We start from the raw sequence: 18,621 nt of genomic DNA, 5'->3' as shown, positions 1-18,621 counted from the left end.
TTAAAATTTCAGATTTAAGCCAACGAGTACTGTTTTGGCAGCTGGGTACGCACCATAATCTAACCCCTGGCTGAGCGACGAACTACCATAGCGGTTTACTTCGGGGTCGTAGCCGGTGTAGTTCGTGATGGTGAACCAGTTCTGCGCCGTCACGTAGATTCGGGCCGATGTCATAGACAAGCGGGTAAGCAGCGTTTTGGGGATCGTATAACCCAGGGAGATATTTTTGAATCGTAAGTACGAGCCATCTTCAACCTGAAAACTCGATAAAATTCGGGAGCCACCCGCGCTGTTGGCTCTGGGAATTTCGTTGCTGGGATTCGTGGGTGTCCAGCGATCCAGTACGCGGGCCGATTGATTATTGCCGCCCGTCAGGTTCAGTAAATCGAAGCTACCGTAGTTTAAAATGCTGTTGCCGTAATTGCCCTGAATGAAAATATTCAGATCGAAACCTTTGTAGGAAAAGGTGTTATTAAATCCACCAAACGACTTCGGATTCGCATTGCCGATAATATCGCGGTCATTGTCATTGATAACACCATCGCCGTTGAGGTCTTTGTAGCGTATGTCGCCGGGTTTAGCACTGCCTTTCTGGGCCGACGCATCGATTTCGGCCTGATTCTGAAAAATGCCATCCGCAACCCGCCCATAGAAATTGCCCAGCGGACTATCCACTTTCAACAGAATCGGGTTAACCGTCGTATTGAAAATCTGAGCATCGGTCCCGGTCGTAAACTGTTGCCGACCGTCGAGCGTCAGGATTTTGTTCTGGTTAAAGGTGATGTTAAATTCTGATGTCCAGCGAAAGCCTCCCCGGTCGACATTGACGGTACTCAGCGAAAGTTCAAACCCTTTATTCTGTACACTGCCGATATTCTTAAGCGTGTTCGAAAAACCCGACGAAGTTGGAATGCCAACTCTAAAAAGCAGATCGGACGTATTCTTGATATAATAATCGGCTGTCACCTGAACGCGGTTATTGAGCAATCCAAAATCTACACCCGCGTCGAACTGGGCATTTTTCTCCCACCGAAGGTCAGGATTGGCAACACCTGCTGTGTATGCGCTCGTATTGAGCGTGCCGCCCAAAATGTAGGGTGTCGTACTGATATTGGCTAAGTACTGGTAATTCCCAATTTCCTGATTGCCTGATAAGCCATAGCTCAAGCGCAGTTTAGCGTCGGAAATGGCCGTCAGATTTTTCATCCATTTCTCATTCGCCAGTTTCCAGGCCAGCGCTCCCGACGGGAAAAAACCAAATTTCTGATTCGGTCCGAACCGGCTGGAACCATCCCGCCGACCCGTCAGCGTCAGCAGGAAGCGATCATCGAACCCATAATTGATCCGGGCAATATAGGAAATCAGTCGCCAGTCACTAGACCCCGAATTCGGCGCTACCAACGACGAACCGGCAGCTAGGTTATTGAACTCGGCAAAATCGTCGGAAAAGGTATTGGCGTTGGCGGTAACGGTTTCAGTAGCAAGCCCCTGAATGGTATAGCCCAGCAGTGCACTCAGGCTGTGACGAGGAGCTAACTGCCGGGTGTAATTCAGCGTATTTTCATTCAGCCAGCCAATAGTCTGGGTATTACCGACCGAAGCGCTTCCTCCCAATGTAGCACCGGCAGTGGTGAGCCGGGTCGCGTAAAAATTAGTTTTTATATTTTGAAGATCGGCTCCGAAGCTGGTCCGAAAATTCAGACCGTCAATAATAGTATAATCCAGAAACGAATTGGCCAGTAACCGAATCGTAGTGCCCGTATTTGTGATTTCATTCGCAATGGATAACGGGTTATCAACGCCATAGCCATTCAATGCGCCGGTGTTTTTGTAGTAGCTCCCATCGGCATTGTAAACCGGAAAATTGGGCGCATAGCTGAGCGCAGCACTGGTTACCCCACCCCCATTGTTGCCATCCACTTCTGTTTTGGCATTGTTTCCCGTTGTAAACGCCCCCTGGATAGTCAGTCCCGCTTTTAAGCGCGATGTCAGGTTATTGTCGAGGTTGGCGCGTAAGGTGTACCGTTTGAAATTCGAGTTCAGGATAATCCCCTGCTGATCATAATACCCAAACGAAACCGCATACCGGGATTTATCGGAACCGCCCGATGCCGAAATCTGGTGACTCTGAATGGGAGCCTGCTGAAAAATAAGCGATTGCCAATCCGTTCCGGCTCCTAGCGTTGTTGGGAGTGGTTGATCAGCCGTAGAGCCATCGAAATACGGTTTAGCTCCTCCATTTACCCGCGCTTCGTTGACGAAATCGGCAAATTGCTGCGCATTCAGTAACGGAATCGTACGCCGTACCGATTGAACTCCGTAATAGCCATCGTAGCTGATGACGGTTTTACCGGCTTTACCCCGTTTGGTCGTGACCAGAACCACGCCATTCGAGCCCCGCGAACCATAAATAGCAGTCGCTGACGCATCTTTCAGCACCTCAATACTTTCAATATCATCCGTATTGATAGAATTCAGGTTTCCCGTCGGGAAGCCGTCGATGACGTAGAGCGGGTCATTACTGGCGTTAACGGAGCCAGAACCCCGAATGCGAATCGTGGCACTACCACCCGGCCGGGCCGAATTTGTAATGACCTGTACGCCCGCTGCCCGACCCTGCATAGCCCGGTCGAGAGAAGGGATGGGCGTGGCTTTAATATTAGCCTCTCCTACTTTAGCAACGGCTCCAGTCAGGTCGCTTTTTTTGACGGTACCGTAGCCTACCACCACCACCTCGTCCAGATTCTTATTGTCGGTTTTGAGCGTGATGTCGATTCGGCTGCGTTTTTCAACGGTTAGCTCCTGGGTCTGAAAACCGACGAAACTAAAAACCAGCACTGCCGATTCGTCCGGTACAGCAATCTGATACTTCCCCTCCGTGTTGGTCGATGTTCCGCGTTGGGTTCCTTTCACCAATACGCTCACCCCCGGCAGACCCTCCCCTTTATCGTCTACAACCGTACCTGTAATCGTTACGTCAGCTACTTGTTCGGTGAAATTCAATGAATTCGGAATGGGAATAGCCCCCTGGTTATCATTCCTGAATAGTATAATCTGTTTACCAGCCACTTCATACCGAATGTGCAACGGAGTTAGCAACTCATTGAGGGCCTCTTTAAGGGTGGAAAAACGCGAATCGAGCATTACTTTTTGATTCACGGGAATCTCTCGGGGATTGTACACAAAAAGTACCTCGGTCGATCGCTCCAGCGTTACCAGCGCCTTCTTCAGGTTCGTTTTTTCGGTTTTAAGCGAGATGCGCTGATTAAGAACTTCCTGCCCACGTGCATTGTGTGCATAGGTCGCACCCATGAACAGGATGGTTATCAGCAACTGAATAACCGAGAGTTTCATAAGCTCCTGAAATGGACGTAAATTTCTATAAAATCTATCCATGAGATATAAAGGGTTTGCTCATGGATAGCAGCAACAAGAAGTAGATACTGTTTTTTGTGATTATTTTTAGGAAAAATTTATTTCCCTAGTTTAACCAACTAATTATCAGGTATTTATTTTTCACATCCTTTGCTGTGGATGACAATCTGGCCATCGACCAGCTCGTACGATGACCGGGTAATTTTGCAGATCAGGTTCAGTTTGTCGAAGAGTGATTCACCCGTTAGGTTGGCAGTCAGATAGCAGTTTTCCAGGCTCGACGCATCATATACGACGGGCAATCCGTACGTTTTTTCGAGTAAGGCAAACACTTGCGTGATGGGTGCCTCATCAAAAATATAGTCGTTTACAGGCACTTTCTGTAAGGTAATTGGCTGCTCAACCACCGATTTTATCAGTCGTTTTTCAGTCATAGAGAACACCACCTGCTGGTTTGGCGTCAGGACGACACCGGCCGATTCATGCTTTCCAGGCTGTTGTTCACGCTTTACATCGGTACGCATATAGACCGACACCCGGCCCGAATGAACCGCCACTTTTGCCTGGCTGGCATCAGTTGTCACGAGAAAACTGGTGCCTAAAACCTGGGTCGAAATCTGGTCAGTATAGACCCAGAATGGCTTTTTGGGATTTCGCTTGACAGCAAAAAAGGCTTGTCCGGTCAGGTAAACTTCACGCTTATTGGCGTCAAACTGCTTCGGATACCGCAGTTTTCCATGTGGATAGAGCACGATACGGCTACTGTCCTGCAACAGGAACGTTCGGGGTTTGGCATTTTCGTTACTAATTTCGATAAAATCACTCGCCAGTGCGGGGCTAATATCTTTCAGTGAAGCCACCACTTGATGAGTAGGCTGCCTGGCATCTGAATTTAGGAAGTAAGTAAAAGCAAAATACCCCACGCCCAGCATCAGCAAAACCGTAGCTGCTACGCGCAAAGCAGGTCGTTGCCAGAGTGGAATTAGAGCCGGTCGACTGTCGTGAATGATGCTGGCAAAGATGTCATCCAGTTCGACTGGCGACAGGCCTGTATCTTTCTCTTCGAGCGCCAGCAAAAACGCCTTAGCCAGTTGTACCTTATCAGCACAATCCGCATTTTCGGCCAGCCATTCCAGCCAAAACACTTCACTCTGGCTGTTACGGTTGATCACCCAGTCCCGGAACAGTTCGTCCTCAGTCAGGTCATCTACGCTGTAGTCTCGATAATGGGCGTTTTTCATGAGAAAATATTGGGTGGAATGCCCTACTCTAACGGATCAAAAACTGGATTATAGACCTATTCACATCCTTTGATTCAACAGCCCACTATATACAGATGGCAGCTAAGCGGTCGGGATACTCATTCGTTGATGTATTTTTCAGAAAGACACATCGCGCAGCCAGGTTGCCAGCAGTACGGCACCCGCCCAGTTTTCCCGAAATGTTTTAAAGGCCACCTGTAATAAGTTCGACACCGACTGCGGATTGACACCCATAATGTCGGCGATTTCGTCCCGATCCAGATTCTGATAATACCGGAGATAAATCACTTCGCGCTGCCGCTTTGGCAACTGATTCAATGAATCCGAAATACGCTGCGTCGTCTCGGCCAGGCTTTCCTGCTCAATCACCGACCATTCGGGGGAGAACTCCACAAAGGTCAGGTCATTTTCGAGATCGGTGGCTTCATCATCCCGGTTAATGCGCTGACGGAACCCCTCACGCAACACCCGTTTCCGCACCGAACCCAGCAGGTATGCCCGCACACTTTCTGGCGTACTAATACGCGCCCGACGATTCCAGATTTCAATAAAAACCTCCTGAACGCAGTCTTTTACGAAATCCTCATCCCGAATGAATTTATAACCATAGTTCTGTAAGGGATTGAAATAGCGTTCGATGAGTTTTTTTAAGCCCAATTCACTACCACCTTGTAACTGCTGCCAGTACAGTAAATCCAGATTGGCCTGAGTTTGTACATGCGTTTTCATGAAGAGACCAATTTAATGAAGGGTAGCGTTACAGACTGGTGAGGGTTAAAGGAAGCTGCAAACCAGATAGCCGACTAAATAAAAAAAGCATAGTGACTGGTTTTCTACCATAGCCATCGGCTGTAACGTGTACAATTCCTCTCGCGACTCATCGGGAATAAGTCTTAAAATCGCTCAAACTTCTCATAAACATCAGAGGAGTTCGGTTCATATCTAATAGACATTTATCCTTATGCTTTATTTTCTCATTTATTAGAATAATTTTGTATTATAAAATTACAGAAAAATGATTCAAGTAATAAATCGGGCGCTGGACTTGCTGGAATTAATCGCGAATGAACCTGAACAACCCAAATCACTAGGCGAACTAGCGGATGGACTTAGTTTAAATCATGGGACCTGCGCCAATATTCTAAAAACCCTGGTCGCTCGCGGTTATGTCGAACAGATAGGTACGAAGAAAGGCTACTTACTTGGCTCCAAATCCTATGCGCTCACTGGGAACGAAGCGTATCAAAAAGATTTGCTCGAAGCCGCTCGTGAGCCCATGGAAGAACTAACTCAATCAGTTAACGAAAACTGCCTGTTAGCCATACTTAAAGATAATCAGCGCGTTGTGATCCACAGGACGTTTGCTGAGCAGGATTTACAGGTACGCACTGCCGATATAAAACCTGTGTATGATTCGGCCTCAGGGCGGCTCTTGCTAGCTATGCTACCTAAAGACAAAATTCAGCGTTTTGTCAGTAGATACGGTCTTCCTACTGGAGATTCATGGCCAGAAATACAGTCCGAAGTTCAGTTGTATGACGCCTTATCGTTAATACGTCAGGAAAAGTTAGCCCTGCAAACCATTCCCAATCGACATGTAATAGGGCTTGCTGTACCGATTTATAAAAATGGTCTGGTCGTATCGAGTCTCAGCATTTACCTGCCGGAGTATCGCTATATGGCGATGGATAAACGGAAATTGTTACTATCGCTCCAAAAATGTGCTGATCTTATAAATAGCAATCTGATATAGAGCAAGTTAACACCAAATAATTTAAAGGCCTCGGCCTTTTTTTTATGTCTACCAAAATGAGCTCACTCAATACTAGGAGTAATTTTTTTATGAAAAATCGAGAAAGAATTTGGAGTTAAACCACAAGCTGCCTTACTATTGTAATAAAATAAAATTAATTTTTATAATATAAAAATTAACCTTAAACCTTACTCCTAATGAAACAATTTATATGCAGATGGATAAGCGTCTGCTTAACTGCTCTGCTTAGTTGCTCGGTTGGGTGGGCCCAGTCGGTAATAATAGGGAAGGTAACAGGGGCAGGCGATAACGTATCCCTACCTGGCTCAACGGTATCACTGAAAGGCACGACAACCGGTACAACTACAGACGCCGAGGGGAATTACCGGATTGCTATTGCCAATCAGGCAAATGCTACACTGGTTTTTTCGTCGGTAGGCTATCTGATGAAAGAAGTACCCGTAGGAAATCAGTCAACGATCAATGTTGAACTGTCCGTGGATAACCGGCAACTGGATGAAGTGGTAGTGGTTGGCTATGGTACTGTGCGCAAATCAGACCTGACAGGTTCATTGGCACAGGTAAAAGGGAAAGAAATTGATGCATTTCCGGCTACCAATGTCTTGCAGGCGTTGTCGGGCCGGGCACCTGGCGTTCAGGTGACACAGAACACGGGGGCACCGGGTGCGGGGATCAGTGTGCGGATTCGCGGAACAAACTCTATTCAGGGAAGCAACGAGCCACTGTATGTAGTCGATGGTTTTCCTACATCGGGCAGCAACCCCACCATTGTTAACAACTCGGATATCGAAAGCATCGAAATCCTGAAAGATGCATCGGCTACGGCCATCTACGGATCAAGAGGGGCCAACGGCGTGGTGATTATTACAACCAAGCAAGGGAAAGCCGGTAAAATGACCGTCGATTACGAAGGCAGCTACAGCATTCAGTCGCTTCGCAAAAAGCTCGACTTGATGAATGCCAAAGAATATGCAACGTTCTACAATGAGCAGGCTACCAACGATAAAGTAGCGCCTTATTTTACCCAGGATCAGATCAATAGCTTTGGCGATGGCTACGATTGGCAGAATCTGGTTTTCCAGAAAGCACCCATGCAGACCCACAATCTGACCGTTAGTGGCGGCACCGAAAAAACACGGTTCTCGGTTGGGGGAAGCATCTTCAATCAGGACGGTATTATCAAAGGTAGTAATTATAAACGCTACTCGCTGCGGGCCAATATTTCGACGGATGTTAGTAAGAAGTTTAACTTGACCTATGGCGCTACACTGACAAAAATTCTGACCGGTCGGCAGAACTCGGGCGGTGGTAACCGGGGCGGCACACTGATTTCGGCGGCTATTTCCGCTCCCCCAACACTTACACCGTATAATACGGATGGCTCATACCGGGTTCTGGCAACGGCTTATCCATTCATTTCCAACGTATTGATCAATCCGCTCAATTACCTGGAACAGTTCTCCGACAATGTGGATGCCAACCGGATACTGGCCAATGCTGCTCTGACCTTCAAACCATTCGATGGATTAGCCATTAAGATTTCGGGGGGTATTGAAAACAGTGATGATCGTACCGATACGTATACGACGACCAAATTTATCAATTCGCAGGGCAGCGCCAGTGTATCCTCAACACGGGGTATGAGCCTGCTGAGCGAAAATACCATCAGCTACATTAAAACGATTGCGCAGAAACACAGCATTTCGGCCGTTGCGGGTTTTACGTATCAGAATTTCATGAACAAATCCCTGAGCGCGTCGGGCGTTGGCTTTCTGAGCGATATTACCGAAACGGCCAGTTTGGGTTCAGCCGCTACACCCGGTATTCCCGGCACGAGTTATTCGTATAGCACCCTGCTATCGTACCTAGGCCGGGTCAATTACAGTTTTAACAATAAGTACCTGCTCACGGCCAGCATCCGGGCCGATGGTTCATCGAAGTATAGTGAAGGCAACAAGTGGGGCTATTTCCCATCCGGTGCGCTAGCCTGGCGGGTGTCGGAAGAAGCGTTCATGAAAAACATAACGTTCATGACCGACCTGAAAGCGCGGGCAAGCTGGGGCTTAACGGGTAGTCAGGCTATTGATGCCTATGCTACGCAGAACAATCTCGCTGCCGGAAAGACCGTCTTCGACGATGCGCTCTACAATACATTTGCACCGGGAACGCAACTGCCCGGCAACCTGAAATGGGAAACAACCGAGCAGCTTGACTTTGGCATCGACGCTGGTTTTCTGAATAACCGCTTTCAGTTGACACTCGATTATTACATCAAGAATACCCGCGACCTGCTCAATACGGTCCAATTACCCAGCGGGTTCGGCTTTACCAGCACCATCCGAAACGTGGGCCAAATCCAGAACAAAGGGCTGGAGATTTCACTCTCGGCCCGAGCTATTGACAAAGCGTTCAAGTGGGACCTGAGCGGCAACATTGCCTTCAACCGCTCTAAGGTGGTGAAGCTCAATGGCGGTCAGGATATTCTGGGCGGTAGCGTAGGCGTTACGTTGATCAGTGATGCCGCGAACCTCCTCCGCGAAGGGCAACCTATGAGCGTGTTCTATGGCTACGTAGAAGATGGCTACACAGATCAGGGGCGGGTCAAATACAAAGACCTGAATGGCGATAACGTCATCAATCAGCTTGATAAAACCATCATCGGCAACCCGAATCCCGATTTTATTTACGGCTTAAACTCCGTCATGTCGTTCAAAGGATTTACGCTCACGGCATTCATTCAGGGCACGCAGGGCAACAACCTCGTCAACGTCAGTTCGATCAACAACACACTCGACTACGGTTTCGGTCTGAATATGCCCCGGGAAGTGTACCTCAATCACTGGACACCCACGAATACCAATGCTAAGTACCCGGTCATTTCCCGCGCCAACAGCTACAACTATTCGAACCGGTTTGTGGAGGATGGTTCTTACCTCCGCCTGAGAACCATTCAGTTAGCCTATAATCTGCCCTTACAGGCGTTGAAAGTTAACTGGATGCGGTCGGCTCAAATCTACGCCAGTGGTCAGAACCTGCTAACCCTCACGAAATACTCCTGGTGGGACCCCGAAGTAAACTCGCAGGGAAGCGCGAACTCCATCGGTCAGGGTATCGACCACTACAGCTACCCAACGTCGAAAGCCGTCACATTTGGAATCAGAGTTGGGTTTTAACCAATGATTGAATGATTGAATTGTTGAATGATTGAATGGATACCTACGCGATCATTTTATCACTCGACAATTCAGTCATTCAACAATTCAATCATTCAATACATGAAAAAGATACTATTCTTCCTCCCGGTGCTTTGTCTGCTTCAGTCCTGTCAGGAGGAGCTGATTGAAAAGCCCAAAGCTGTAGCTGTTGAAACATTTTATAATACAGCTAGTGAAGTAGAGTCGGCAGTTAATGCAGCCTATGCCCAGCTTCGGGCGACCAATGGCATTACAGGTCAACTAGGTGCTCAGCTTGAAGCGTATACAGATTATAGTTATGGTCGCGGAAGCTATCAGGTGCTGAGTGATTTTCAGGGCCTGAACAGTACCAATATTCCGCGTACTGACGAAGGCTGGCGGTTGTTTTACCTGACCATACGGAACGCGAACCTGGTGATTCAGAATGCCCCCAAGGGAAAAAGCATTAGTCAGGCCGATATAACCAAATACGTGGCCGAAGCTAAATACCTGCGGGCCTTTGCCTATTTCTGGCTTGTCAGAAACTGGGGAGGTGTCCCGATCCGTAAGGAAGCACAATTGGTTGAACCGAACGTAAAACGAAATACGGCCGACGAAGTATACACCCTGATTCTGAGTGATCTGAAAGAAGCCGAAACGAACCTGCCCGATAAAGGAGCACAGGTAGGACGAGCTACCAAATGGGCCGCGAAAGCCGCTTTGGCCGAAGTATATTTCACCCGAAACCAGTACGCCGAAGCCCGCGACAAGGCTGATGAAATCATTAAATCCAATGCGTTTTCGCTGGTGCCCGTCACAACAGCAACCGAGTTTGACACAAAGATTTTTGGGCCAACAGTGGTTACCTCTACCGAAGAAGTCTGGTATCTGAAAGAAACCCGTCAGGCGGGGCAGGGCATGTATCTGGCGATGTTTGCGCATCATCCGGGTTCAAAACTACACGGAGCCGGGGGCTTCTATGCGCACTACAGCGATACCCAAACCAATCCGGTCATTAAAAACTGGGATGATAAAGACCTGCGGAAAACGGCCTTCTGGTATAGCTGGGATATCGGTCTGGGGAAAAATACCATTCTCTGTAAGAAATTCTCGGACCCTTTAGCCGCTACACAAGATGGTGCGGGTAACGATTTCCCGGTTTACCGGTATGCCGATATTCTCCTGCTTTACGCCGAAGCGGCTAGTCGGGCGGGGAATGGCCCTACGGCTGCGGCTATGGAAGCCCTGAATCAGGTGCATCGGCGGGCGTATGGCAAAACTCCCACCACCGCTTCAGACGTCGACTTTAAACTGACTGATTATAACGCCACTACCTTCAACGATCTGGTACTGAAAGAGCGGGGCTACGAAACGCAGTACGAAGCCAAACGCTGGCTTGACTTGAAACGGCTGGGAACACCCAAACTGAAAGAAATCATCAAGGCCGCAACGGGCAAGGATGTTGCCGACAAACACCTCTTCTGGCCCATTCCGGTATCGGAGTTGAATTACAATACGTCGCTTGCCCCCACCGATCAAAATCCGGGGTATTAAAGTTAATGGATAATGAAGAATGTAAAATGAATAACGGTTTGTAGTGAGTCGAGCCTGCATCATTCATTATTCATTATTCATTATTCATTATTCATCATTCATCATTCATCATTCATCATTCATTATTCATTTCACAGATAGGTTGGTTGGTCAGGTAGTTGACCCATGTTGGCTACCTGATTGTAGTGTCTCCATAGATTTACGTAGCTGATTTGATAAGAACGAACGTATGAAGCGACTGATTTTTTTGCTGGGGATGCTGATCTGGGCGATAGGCGCGCAGGGCCAGACGTTCGTGCAGGTCAGTAAAACGAACCCGCATTACTTCGCTACGTCGGATGGGAAAACTTACGTGCCGATTGGGCTGAATCTGTGCTGGCCCCGCTTCATCGACAACGAAGCCGACGGGCTGGCGAAGATGGATTTTTACTTTCGTCGGCTGTCGGAAAATGGGGGCAATTACGCACGAATCTGGCTCAGCGCCCCCTTTTGGGAAATCGAAACTCAACAAGCAGGGCAATACGATGAACAGAAATTAAAACGATTCGATCAATTGCTTTCGCTGGCCCAACGCTATGGCATCCGTCTGAAAATCTGTCTGGAAAACTTTCGAAAGCTGACTAACTCGCCCGCTATGTTTCCCGGTTCCGTACCCTTCGACCGACCGATCTATGCATCAGCAAACGGCGGGCCCCTGGACGATATGAACCAGTATCTGAACAGCGAAGCCGGTCGGCAATTGTATCTGAAACGGGCGAAGAAACTGGCCGAACGCTACGCGAATCACCCCGCTATTTTTGGGTGGGAGCTATGGAACGAAATGAATGCCGTCAGTGGCAAAGGCTGGGAAGACTGGACCAAAATCATGCTGGGAGAACTACAAACGCTGTTTCCAAATCATCTGGTCATGCAGAGTCTGGGTAGTTACGACCGGGAATCGCAACGGGCGATGTACCAGCAAATAACCTCCCTGCCCAACAACGACGTGGCCCAGGTTCACCGCTATCTGGATACGGGAGCGGCCTGGAAAATCTGTCAGGCTCCGATGGACACCCTGGCCAGCCAGGCTACGGAAGAACTGCTGCGTTTTCAGACCGGGAAACCGGTGCTGTTAGCCGAAGTGGGTGCTGTCGAAGCGAATCATGCCGGTCCCTGGGCGCTGTATCCCCGCGATACGTCGGGTACGTTGCTGCACGATATTCTGTTCGCCCCCTTTTTTACCGGCGCTGCCGGGCCAGGTCATTGCTGGCACTGGGATTCGTACGTCGAAAAAAATAACCTCTGGTGGCATTTCGGCCGATTCACCGAAGCAATTCGTGACTTCAATCCGGTTCAGCAGCAGGCTGTGCCGTTCACGACGTCGCTACCGGATGGGTTGAGGCTTTACGGGCTTCGGGGAAAGAAGCAAACCATATTCTGGATTCGGGATGGGCAAAGTAATTGGCAGAGTGAATTGGTGAAGGGTAGACAGGCCCAAACACGAACGAAGGTGAGCTTGCCCAAACAACTATTTTCTGCTAAACGTATCGACATCTACAATCCCTGGACTGATCAACACGTAGCGGGTAAAGTATCCGGGAAACAGATCAACCTACCCGATTTCACCCGCTCTATCATTGTTAAACTGTATACCGATTAAATGAAACGACTTGTTCTTTTAACCGCATTGGCTTTATCGGGAATGCAGGTTTCGGCCCAGCTTTCCGACGACTATAGAACTCAATGGAGCGATCCGGCGATTCAACAACGCATTGCCGATGGTATCCGTGAAAATCGGATGGGTGCTTTTACGATTCAGTTCACGGATAAGGATGGTAATCCGGTTTTGCCCGGCGAGGTTTCCCTGACCCAAACCCGCCATGATTTTTATTTCGGAGCCAACGGCTTTATGGTGAAAGGATTCAAGAATCCGAAAGAAGATGCACTCTACGAAGAGCATTTTGCCCGGCTGTTCAACTTCGTAACGATCCCGTTCTACTGGCCTGAGCTGGAGCCCGAACCGGGTAAACTCCGCTTTGGCAAAGATAGTCCGTACAGCTACCGTCGTCCGGCTCCCGATGTCGTGCTGGAATTTGCCCGGAAGAACAACATTACGCCCAAAGGCCATACGCTCGTGTGGGACAACCCGCGCTGGTCGATACCGACCTGGCTACCGAAGGACGAAAAAATCATGGAGCAGAAAATCAGTAAGCGGATTGGAGAAATTGCGGAGCGGTATGGCCACGACATTCAGATCTGGGACGTGGTCAATGAGGTAACTGACCGCCACCCGGACGTGCTGATGCCCAAAGATTTTGCCTTCAAGGCATTTAAGGAAAGTGAGCGCGTTTTTCCGGGTAGCAATGTATTTACACTCAATTTCACCACCGGCATCTGGGGACGCAGCAACAGACGTGAATATAACGCTGACTATCTACTTACCGAAAACCTGCTGCTCCGTAAGGCTAAAATCAACGCCATCGGCCTACAGTTCCACAACTTCAGCGAGCCGGAGTACGAGCAGATCCTGAAGGGCAAAGCTATGACACCCAGCACGTTGTTCAACACGCTCGATCTGTATTCCGACTTCGATCTGCCGCTGCATATCACCGAAATTACGGTATCCGCTTTATCCGAAAAAGGCCCTGAATACCAGGCCGTCATGACCGAGAATTACTACAAACTGTGGTTCAGCCATCCGAAAGTTGAAGGCATCATCTGGTGGAATTTGCTGGATGGCACGGCTGCTCCGGCGGCTATCCGACCCGACGGAAGTATCGTTCCCGGCGAAGACAAATGGAAAGGCGGACTCATGAATCGTGATTTCACCAAGAAACCGGCTTACGATGTACTGGATCGACTGATTAACAAGGAGTGGCGCACAAATATGACGGCATTGCCCAAAAACAACGCGGTAAGTTATCGGGGTTTCTACGGTACGTATAAACTAGTGACACAGCGAAACGGCAAGAAATATGAGAAAGAAGTCCAGTTTCCGAAAAGTGGTACCCGCACCCAGGTCGTAGTGTTAGATTGAAAAATTAATTATCAATTTACATAAGCCTATGCGTAGTCTGGTAGCAACTTTCCTGTTTGTCACGGTACAAAGTCTGGCCCAATCAGCTCGTTACGATTCGTTGTGGAACGACCCAGCCATTGAAGCGCGTATCCAGCAGGGCATCGAAACCTATCGGAAGGGCGATTTTATGCTGACATTGACCGATAAGCAGGGAAAACCCATCCGGAAAGCGACCGTCGACATTCGTCAGACCAAACATGCGTTTCAGTTCGGAGCCAATATTTTCATGCTGAACGGGTTTCCGACAGCGCAGGAAAACGAAAAATACGAATCGTTTTTTAAGTCGATGTTCAATCTCGCTACGATTCCTTTCTATTGGAAAACGCTGGAGCCTGAGCAGGGAAAACCGCGCTATACTGCCGATAGTAAACCCATTTACCGCCGACCGCCCACGGATGTAGCGCTCGACTTTTGTCGTCAGAATAGCATTACGCCACGCGGACACACGCTTGTCTGGGATGAATCTCAATTTGCCATTCCCGATTGGATGCCGTCCGATACGTCGAAAATGCAGCCGATCATCGACCGACACATTCAGGAACTGGCCCAGCGCTACGGCGAAACCATCAAAACCTGGGATGTAACGAACGAGCTACTGATTTCACGTTATAAAGTGCCTATGCCTCCCGACTATGCCAGTAAAGCCTTTCGGGCCGCACAAGCCTATTTCCCAAAAAGCACGCGACTATTTATCAATGAAAATACGCCCAGTTCGTGGCAGGGGTACCGTCGAGAGTTTACGCCTTATTACCTGCTGATCGAAAATCTGAAACTGAAAGGCGCTCGTATCGACGGTATCGGGATGCAGTTTCACTTGTTTGAACAGCCCATGTTCGACAATACGGTGAAAGGTATGGCTCACACGCCTGCCGAACTGTTTCGGGCTATGGATTTGCTCGGTTCGTTCGGGGTACCCCTGCATGTATCGGAAATTACGTTTCCAACGCTGCCCAACAACGAAACGGGTTTGCAACAGCAGGCCAAACTGGCGCGAAACTTCTACCGAATCTGGTTTAGCCATCCGGCAGTTGAAGCGATTATTTACTGGAACACCGTCGACGGTACGGCCGTGGCGGGTGAAGACAAATGGAACGGTGGGCTGCTCAACCGCGATTTTTCACCCAAACCGGCTTTTACTATTCTTGACAACCTGATTAATAAGGAATGGAAAACTACGCTCACAACCTCCGTAGCTGATGGAAAACCGATCACGTTTCGGGGTTTCTATGGCGACTATACCGTAAAAGTGACAGTCGGTAAGAAGACTATTGAAAAGACGTTTACACTGGCAAAGGGCCAGCCCAATACAGTACAACTTGACTTATAAATAGGTCATCGAAAATACATCAGGTTATTGTTTGTCATGCTGACGAAGGAAGCATCTTCGATAACTGTAATAATGCTTGCTACCGAAGATGCTTCCTTCGTCAGCATGACAAAAACGCCCTTTTTAAATAGCCTAAGATAAATTAGCTTGATTACATAATATAAACAGTAACTGAGTGAGATAGCTCACATTCTCTGGAACGCTAACCAGATTGCCAGGCCACCGCTCTTTCACTCATTCACTCTTTCGCTCATGAAAATCATTGACATCCGTACCCGTTGCGTCGCCATTCCACTCAACGCTCAACTGCGCCATAATACGGGCGTACACCCCGGCTATTTCCTGCGTACCATTCTCGAAATTTTCACCGACGAAGGGATCGTTGGATTGGGCGAAGTGGGCGGAGGTGATCAGCGGGGCGCTCTGCAAAAACTAAAACCTCGTATCATCGGCGAAGACCCGTTTCATCTCGAAAAAATCAAGCTGAAAGTACTGCGCAGTATTTATTACATGTCCAATGCGCGGTTGTATGCCGCCATCGAAATGGCTTGTCTCGATATTCAAGGCAAAGTTCTGAATCGGCCGTTGAGCGACCTATTGGGTGGACGCGTTCGCGATGAAGTACCATTTATCGCCTACCTGTTCTGGCGATACGACCGTCCGGGTGGTGGCCACGACGAAACCCCTGAGGATATGGCCGATTTCTGCGTAGAGCTGCACGAAACGCTGGGTGTCAACTCCATGAAGCTAAAGGCGGGGGTAAAATCTCCGAAAGAAGAAGCGCGTGTACTGGAGCTTTGCCGCGAAAAATTGGGTGATGACTTTGGCCTGCGTATCGACCCGAACGGCCTGTGGTCGGTGCAGACCGCCGTGCAGATTGGTCGTCGGCTGGAAGATCTCAACATCGAATATTTTGAAGACCCCTCGTGGGGACTGGAAGGCAACGCGGCCGTTCGCAAGCAGATTCGGATTCCCATCGCTACGAATATGTACCCCGCCAAATTCGATGACTTGGCTCCAGCCATTCGCATGGGATCGGTCGATATTATCCTGACTGATATTCACTACTGGGAAGGGCCGCGTGGGGTGAAGGATCTGGCAGCCGTCTGTAACACGTTCAATCTGGGTGTGGCCATGCACTCCGGGGCCGAGTTTGGGATCGAACTGGCGGCTATGATCCATACAGCATCGACTATTCCACAAATGAACTTCGCGGGTGATGCACACTACCACTACCTCACCGACGACATTATTGAAGGTGGCTTGATGAAGTACGAAAATGGCTGTATCAAAGTCCTGACCGGCCCCGGTTTAGGGGTATCGCTGGACGAAGACAAGATGAAGCATTACGAAAAGTATTTCGAAGAAAAAGGGGATTACTACGCCCGTTTCCACCAGGACCCCTACCGGCCCGACTGGTACCCGACAGTGGGAGGCATGTAATGAACAGAACATGCAGCTCGTCCGCGATTGCATCGCGGATGATCGAGACTCGCGTCTGTGACGCGTAAGGCAGCAAACTAATAGAGCGTCGCAGACGCGTACCTCAATCATCCGCGATACAATCGCGGACGAGCAGGAGCGAATTAAGATCGTAAAAATCAGCAGGTAATCAATGCGCTTGAACAATATAAAAGCACTAGTCACCGGAGCGTCGCAGGGAATCGGAAAGGCCATTGCCCTGCAATTAGCCGAAGCAGGTTGCGATGTCGTGGTGCATTACCACGAGAATCGTGAAGAGGCCGAAGCCGTTGCGGACACTATCCGGCAAATGGGTCGTAAGGCGTATGCACTACAGGCTGATTTGAAGGAAACAGTTCAGGCAATTCGATTAGCGGAACAAGCCTGGGAGGTAGCAGGTGGGCTGGATATTCTGGTGAATAATGCCGGCGTATCGTACAAAAAGCATTTTCTGGATGTAACAGAGGCTGATTTCGATCAATTCGACAGTGTCAATTTTCGAAGCACCACGTTCCTGACCCAATCAGTTGCCCGAAACATGGTAAAGCATCATATAGCCGGTAGCATCTGGACCATAACGTCGGTCAACGGTATCCGGCCGGGTTTGGGGCTGTCACTTTACGGGGCAACTAAAGGAGCGCTGGAAACCCTGATGAAAGGTGTAGCCATGGAGTTAGGGCCGCACAACATTCGGGTCAATACACTGGCAGTTGGCGCCATTCAAACCGACATCAATCGGGCCGTTTGGGAAAATCCAGATCTGCTTCAGGAAGTGAATGATGGCATACCCGCCGGGCGACTAGGTCAACCTGACGAAATCGCCAGCGTACTAGTTGATTTAATCGCATCGGGCACCTATATGACCGGCTCGACCATCACCATCGACGGCGGTTTGCTATTGATGCGTGGTTATGGGAAGCCTAAACCTTATGAGACAGGGAAGTGAGTATTCAGAACCTCGACGCTGTCAATGAGGGTAACACCTTCTTTGCGGCAAGGCTCATGAAAATCAGAATCGTAAGAAGCCAGAAAAGAAATATTTGCAGTCAGACAATGAGCCAGAATAATTGCATCGTTGGGCAACATATTGTAGGTCGTCATCAATCGGATTACCTCCTCCGTTTTTGGGTATTTGTCTGTTACCTGCTCAAACAAATTGAACAACGCAAGCGGAGCGTGATTATCAAGTACTGTTGGAATACGATTAGCCTCTTTCAAGGTTCGGGGCGCCTTTTGTCCATAATGTCCGAGGGCGTGATAGATATACTCTGTGGTCACAATAGCATTGTAAACCAGTTGGTAACTTCGGCCCAACAGCTCTATCATCAATTCTCTTTTATTCCCTTTCGAATATTCAATCAGAATAGAAGAGTCAAGAAAAATTCTCATTCCTGCGTATACATTTCGTCCTCAAAATCTGGTCCTGGTTCCCATTTCGGGAAAGACCCTTCGTATTTCTTTAGAATCGCCAGTTTTTCCTCGACTGTTAATTCGGGCTTGGGTGACGGTTCTTTTTTCAAAACGATGACTTCCACCTCCTGCTCCCGATACGAGGGGGGCATGGGTAACACTAATGTATCATCAGTGACGCGCTGTATAAACCGAAGTGCTTCCATAAGCCTAGCCTTTTAACGATG

At 48.8% G+C, this 18,621-nt stretch carries 13 protein-coding genes; 8 read left to right on the top strand and 5 right to left on the bottom strand.

Features of this window, described 5'->3' with window-relative positions:
* From ACYVFD_RS10470 to ACYVFD_RS10460, 3 genes are all read right to left on the bottom strand, one after another.
* The gene (locus ACYVFD_RS10470) at window positions 1-3,354 is read right to left on the bottom strand and encodes a TonB-dependent receptor (RefSeq protein ID WP_461089940.1); all 3,354 of its coding nucleotides are present in this window, start codon (window positions 3,352-3,354) and stop codon (window positions 1-3) included.
* Window positions 3,355-3,509: 155 nt separating this feature from the next.
* On the bottom strand, window positions 3,510-4,616 hold the full coding sequence (locus ACYVFD_RS10465) for a FecR family protein (RefSeq protein WP_461089939.1): 1,107 nt from the start codon (window positions 4,614-4,616) through the stop codon (window positions 3,510-3,512).
* Between the two features lie 138 nt (window positions 4,617-4,754).
* Entirely contained in the window at window positions 4,755-5,366 is a 612-nt protein-coding gene (locus ACYVFD_RS10460) for an RNA polymerase sigma factor (RefSeq protein ID WP_461089938.1), read from the bottom strand.
* Window positions 5,367-5,652: 286 nt separating this feature from the next.
* Here ACYVFD_RS10460 and ACYVFD_RS10455 point away from each other — a divergent pair, with 286 nt between their 5' ends.
* The 8 genes from ACYVFD_RS10455 to ACYVFD_RS10420 all read left to right on the top strand — a co-directional run bounded on the left by ACYVFD_RS10455 (window position 5,653) and on the right by ACYVFD_RS10420 (window position 17,930).
* Window positions 5,653-6,390 (top strand): IclR family transcriptional regulator, encoded by a 738-nt coding sequence (locus ACYVFD_RS10455; protein ID WP_461089937.1) that lies wholly within the window; start codon window positions 5,653-5,655, stop codon window positions 6,388-6,390.
* A 197-nt stretch (window positions 6,391-6,587) separates the two neighbouring features.
* Complete coding sequence (locus ACYVFD_RS10450) at window positions 6,588-9,584, top strand: SusC/RagA family TonB-linked outer membrane protein (protein ID WP_461089936.1); 2,997 nt, start codon at window positions 6,588-6,590, stop codon at window positions 9,582-9,584.
* 102 nt (window positions 9,585-9,686) lie between these two features.
* Window positions 9,687-11,138, top strand: coding sequence for a RagB/SusD family nutrient uptake outer membrane protein (locus ACYVFD_RS10445; protein WP_461089935.1), 1,452 nt, complete (start codon window positions 9,687-9,689; stop codon window positions 11,136-11,138).
* A 229-nt stretch (window positions 11,139-11,367) separates the two neighbouring features.
* Complete coding sequence (locus ACYVFD_RS10440; RefSeq protein ID WP_461089934.1) at window positions 11,368-12,777, top strand: cellulase family glycosylhydrolase; 1,410 nt, start codon at window positions 11,368-11,370, stop codon at window positions 12,775-12,777.
* Window positions 12,778-14,154: an endo-1,4-beta-xylanase gene (locus ACYVFD_RS10435; protein ID WP_461089933.1), complete on the top strand. Its 1,377-nt coding sequence runs from the start codon at window positions 12,778-12,780 to the stop codon at window positions 14,152-14,154.
* 28 nt (window positions 14,155-14,182) lie between these two features.
* Entirely contained in the window at window positions 14,183-15,523 is a 1,341-nt protein-coding gene (locus tag ACYVFD_RS10430) for an endo-1,4-beta-xylanase (protein ID WP_461089932.1), read from the top strand.
* A 252-nt stretch (window positions 15,524-15,775) separates the two neighbouring features.
* Window positions 15,776-16,966 (top strand): enolase C-terminal domain-like protein, encoded by a 1,191-nt coding sequence (locus tag ACYVFD_RS10425; RefSeq protein ID WP_461089931.1) that lies wholly within the window; start codon window positions 15,776-15,778, stop codon window positions 16,964-16,966.
* 172 nt (window positions 16,967-17,138) lie between these two features.
* Entirely contained in the window at window positions 17,139-17,930 is a 792-nt protein-coding gene (locus tag ACYVFD_RS10420) for an SDR family NAD(P)-dependent oxidoreductase (RefSeq protein ID WP_461089930.1), read from the top strand.
* On the opposite strand, the gene ACYVFD_RS10415 is transcribed toward ACYVFD_RS10420, so the two are convergent.
* The gene (locus ACYVFD_RS10415; RefSeq protein ID WP_461089929.1) at window positions 17,912-18,373 is read right to left on the bottom strand and encodes a PIN domain-containing protein; all 462 of its coding nucleotides are present in this window, start codon (window positions 18,371-18,373) and stop codon (window positions 17,912-17,914) included. The genes ACYVFD_RS10420 and ACYVFD_RS10415 overlap by 19 nt on opposite strands.
* Window positions 18,370-18,600 carry a hypothetical protein gene (locus tag ACYVFD_RS10410; protein ID WP_461089928.1) on the bottom strand — a complete coding sequence of 77 codons (231 nt, stop codon included), beginning with the start codon at window positions 18,598-18,600 and terminating at the stop codon, window positions 18,370-18,372. The genes ACYVFD_RS10415 and ACYVFD_RS10410 overlap by 4 nt, the downstream gene beginning before the upstream one ends.
* Between the last annotated feature and the right edge of the window lie 21 nt (window positions 18,601-18,621).

The organism is Spirosoma gilvum, from assembly GCF_054776815.1.
Note: the sequence above shows the minus strand (reverse complement) of the source record. Positions and strands in the feature narration are given on the sequence as shown.

Excerpts from the sequence above, each read along its gene's own strand:
- ACYVFD_RS10465 (WP_461089939.1), bottom strand. The coding sequence starts at position 4,616 with ATGAAAAACGCCCATTATCGAGACTACAGCGTAGATGACCTGACTGAG.
- ACYVFD_RS10415 (WP_461089929.1), bottom strand. The coding sequence starts at position 18,373 with ATGAGAATTTTTCTTGACTCTTCTATTCTGATTGAATATTCGAAAGGG.
- ACYVFD_RS10470 (WP_461089940.1), bottom strand. The coding sequence starts at position 3,354 with ATGAAACTCTCGGTTATTCAGTTGCTGATAACCATCCTGTTCATGGGT.
- ACYVFD_RS10450 (WP_461089936.1), top strand. The coding sequence starts at position 6,588 with ATGAAACAATTTATATGCAGATGGATAAGCGTCTGCTTAACTGCTCTG.
- ACYVFD_RS10425 (WP_461089931.1), top strand. The coding sequence starts at position 15,776 with ATGAAAATCATTGACATCCGTACCCGTTGCGTCGCCATTCCACTCAAC.
- ACYVFD_RS10420 (WP_461089930.1), top strand. The coding sequence starts at position 17,139 with ATGCGCTTGAACAATATAAAAGCACTAGTCACCGGAGCGTCGCAGGGA.
- ACYVFD_RS10455 (WP_461089937.1), top strand. The coding sequence starts at position 5,653 with ATGATTCAAGTAATAAATCGGGCGCTGGACTTGCTGGAATTAATCGCG.
- ACYVFD_RS10435 (WP_461089933.1), top strand. The coding sequence starts at position 12,778 with ATGAAACGACTTGTTCTTTTAACCGCATTGGCTTTATCGGGAATGCAG.
- ACYVFD_RS10460 (WP_461089938.1), bottom strand. The coding sequence starts at position 5,366 with ATGAAAACGCATGTACAAACTCAGGCCAATCTGGATTTACTGTACTGG.
- ACYVFD_RS10430 (WP_461089932.1), top strand. The coding sequence starts at position 14,183 with ATGCGTAGTCTGGTAGCAACTTTCCTGTTTGTCACGGTACAAAGTCTG.
- ACYVFD_RS10445 (WP_461089935.1), top strand. The coding sequence starts at position 9,687 with ATGAAAAAGATACTATTCTTCCTCCCGGTGCTTTGTCTGCTTCAGTCC.
- ACYVFD_RS10410 (WP_461089928.1), bottom strand. The coding sequence starts at position 18,600 with ATGGAAGCACTTCGGTTTATACAGCGCGTCACTGATGATACATTAGTG.
- ACYVFD_RS10440 (WP_461089934.1), top strand. The coding sequence starts at position 11,368 with ATGAAGCGACTGATTTTTTTGCTGGGGATGCTGATCTGGGCGATAGGC.